Below are 2,845 nucleotides of genomic sequence, written 5' to 3' on the forward strand. Positions count from 1 at the left end.
GCCGGCGGAACGCGCGGCCACCGCCGCCCGCAGCTTCTCGTCGGGTGCGCCGCCGTCGAGCAGCAGGTCGAGCGCGGCCACCGGGCCGAGTCGGTCGACCAGTCGGTGCACCGACCGGGTGCCCGGTTCGGTGAGCCAGGTCAGCGCGACGCGGGCCAGCGTCCGCTCCTCCGCGGTGCTCACGATGCCTCTCCCGTCCTGAGTTGGATGGCTTCCCGCACGTCGTCCCGGTCGGGCCGGTTCCGCCCGTCGAGGTCCGCGATCGTCCAGGCGAGGCGGAGGACCCGGTCGAAACCCCGGGCGGAGATCGAGCCGGAGTCCAGCCGTGCCCGCAGCTCCGCGGTGTCCGGCCCGGGCAGCCGCCACGGCGGGCGGCGCAGGCACGGGCCGGGTATCTCGGCGTCGCTCGCCGCCAACGTCGCGAGCGCTGAGCCGACCCTCGGCGCTCGTGTCGTCGCCGCCGTGCCCGCCGTGGCGCTGCTGCTGGCGGTCGAGGTGCTGTCGCGGGTCGGTAAGCCCGTCGCCGACGTCGCCGAGGTGACGCCCGCCGCCGACGTCGCCGCCGAGCAGGTCGCCGAGCAGGTCGCCGAGGTGACGCCCGTACCCGTCGCCCAGGTCGTCGACGTCGACGTGTCGCCCGCCGCCGAGGTGACGTCGCCTCGCCGTCGCCCGCGTCGCGACACTCGCCCGGCGCGACAGTCGCACGCCGACGCGATCCGCGACGCCGCCGCCAAGCCGGGCGCGACGCCTGCCCGTGTCGCCGCCGCCCTCGGCGTGTCGGTCCGTACGTGTCAGCGTCACTGGCCCCGCCCGACTGTCGCGACGCCCGCTCTCGTGGCGGTGGCGGCATGACGGACCTCGAGCGCGCCCTGCGTCGCCTGCGCCGACGACACACCGTCGCCCGCGTCGCCTATCGTCGCCGGTCGGCCGCTCGACGGGCGCGAGGGCTATCCGTACCGCCGCCGTGGCGAGGGCCGCTGGGCGGGCTATCAGCGGCAGCTCGTGCGCCTGGGCGTGCCCGCCGTCGCCGCCGTCACCGCCGCCTATCCGGCCGAGGCCCGCGTCTGATCCATCCCACCCAGCCGCCCGACCCGCGGCTGATCATCCCGCCGGCCCAGTGCCCGTCAATCTGCGGGCCATCTGGAGCCGCCGGGTCCACCTCTGCACCATCCGTGGCTCTCCCCGGCGGCGAAAGGCCGGGGAGAGCCCGTCGTCTGCCGGATCAGCCGAGGATGTCCGCCGCCAGGAACGAGCCGAACGGCAGCGCGAAGAGCAGCGCCGGGAGCGCATCCAGCAGGGACGGGGTGACCAGCCACCGGACGAACCGGCTCGGGCCACCCTGTCGGGCGAGGATCTTTCGGCGGCGACGTTCCTGGTCCGCCCAGCTGCCCCGGCCGAGCTTGCCGCCTGGCGCCGGGAAGCCGCGATAGCCAACCAGCCCGATGAGGCTGAGCCGGGTTCCGCTGACCAGCACGCTGGCCACGCTGAAGAGGCCCGCGTAGGCCGTAATGATCATGATCTTGACCAGGATCGGGTCGAGTCCGGCGGCCAGCCCTCGGGAGAAGGACGCGACCACGAAGCAGCCGAGGAACGCCCCGGTCAGGATGAGCCAGGCCATCATCCGCAGCGCACTGGCGCTGGTGGCGCCCGCGTCGGACGCCGGCGGCACCCCGGACTCCCGGACCAGTTCCGCCGGGCTGGTCCGCTCCTGTGCTGGCTCCCCCCGGTTGAGCAGGGCGGCCAGCACGGGGCCTGCCAGGAGCACCGCTATACGACCGGCGTCCCGGACATGCCCCATACTGTCAGCTGTCACTGTTGATACATCTCCATTCGCCTACATCATCTGCATCTGCGGACGATCATGCCCTCGCTGTGCTATGCGGACCCGCCGCCGCGCCGCCCCGTCAGGGACGGCCGGGACGGGCTCGCGGGCGGGGCCGGCGGATGGCGCACCCGCCGCATCGGGGCGGCCAGCCCACCCGAACCCCCCGGTGTCGCCGACCGTGACTCATCGACGCCCGCTCGTCGGCACCGGGGATCCGGGCGGGTCCGCTAGCGTGCCCGGGATGAATGTCGACTGGCGGAGCGACCGGGTCCGGGCGGCCCTCTCCGGCGCGAACCCGACGGTGCTGCGCCGGCTCTCCGCCGGGTTCGCGGTGATCGGCGACGCGCAGCACCTGCCGGGCTACTGCGTCCTGATCACCGACGACCCGTCGGCCGACCGGCTGACCGATCTGCCCCGGGATCGGCGACTGGCGTTCCTGGCCGACATGGACCTGCTCGGCGCGGCGGTCACCCGGGTCTGCGCCCGGCGGGACCCCGCCTTCCGGCGGATCAACTACGAGATCCTCGGCAATTTGGACGCCTTCCTGCACGTACACGTCCGTCCCCGCTACGACTGGGAGCCGGCCGAGCTGCGGCACGGGCCGGTCCATCTCTACCCGGACGAGGTGTGGCGCGACCCGGCGTACGCCTTGGGGAGCCGGCACGACGAGCTGCGCGCGCAGCTGACCGCGGAGCTGGACCGGCTCGCCGGCCCCGCCCCTGACCGTCACACTGCGTGTGTCCGCGATGACCCGGATCCGCAGGGTGACTGATCGGGCAGGCGGTCACCCGGAGGGCTGAATGGCGCGGATGGAGCCGGTCGCATACGGTGCCGGACGTGGACGGACGACGGAGCTTTCCCGAAGATCAGGAGTCGCGTTGGTACCCCGGTGAGCGCGACCGCGGCTACGGTGAGCCGGAATGGCGCGGCACGGCCGAGACCCGGTACCGCGACGACGACCGGGCTGCCCCCGAGCAGCGCCGGAGCGCGGAGGACGCCCACTACGGCGACTCCGGCGGC

The 2,845-nt window shown here is 74.3% G+C and carries 3 protein-coding genes and 3 pseudogenes; 3 read left to right on the forward strand and 3 right to left on the reverse strand.

The window, feature by feature from the left end:
• A pseudogene (locus NCC78_RS30340) lies at positions 1–183 on the reverse strand (DNA processing protein DprA); the annotation flags it as partial.
• Positions 180–464 (reverse strand): annotated as a pseudogene (locus tag NCC78_RS30345) (magnesium chelatase subunit ChlI family protein); the annotation flags it as partial. The pseudogenes NCC78_RS30345 and NCC78_RS30340, both read right to left, overlap by 4 nt.
• Between NCC78_RS30345 and NCC78_RS30350 the strand changes: the two are divergent.
• Entirely contained in the window at positions 463–852 is a 390-nt protein-coding gene (locus tag NCC78_RS30350) for a hypothetical protein (RefSeq protein ID WP_250798827.1), read from the forward strand. The pseudogene NCC78_RS30345 and the gene NCC78_RS30350 sit on opposite strands and share 2 nt — an antisense overlap.
• Positions 853–1,222: 370 nt before the next feature.
• Here the strand turns inward: NCC78_RS30350 and NCC78_RS30355 are convergent, their stop codons facing one another.
• The gene (locus tag NCC78_RS30355; protein WP_250798829.1) at positions 1,223–1,813 is read right to left on the reverse strand and encodes a hypothetical protein; all 591 of its coding nucleotides are present in this window, start codon (positions 1,811–1,813) and stop codon (positions 1,223–1,225) included.
• A 253-nt stretch (positions 1,814–2,066) separates the two neighbouring features.
• On the opposite strand from NCC78_RS30355, the gene NCC78_RS30360 reads away from it, so the two are divergent.
• Positions 2,067–2,597 (forward strand): HIT family protein, encoded by a 531-nt coding sequence (locus NCC78_RS30360; protein WP_250798830.1) that lies wholly within the window; start codon positions 2,067–2,069, stop codon positions 2,595–2,597.
• A gap of 28 nt (positions 2,598–2,625) precedes the next feature.
• Positions 2,626–2,845, forward strand: a pseudogene (locus tag NCC78_RS30365) (hypothetical protein); the annotation flags it as partial.

The organism is Micromonospora phytophila (assembly GCF_023656545.1).
Lineage (GTDB): Bacteria > Actinomycetota > Actinomycetes > Mycobacteriales > Micromonosporaceae > Micromonospora > Micromonospora phytophila.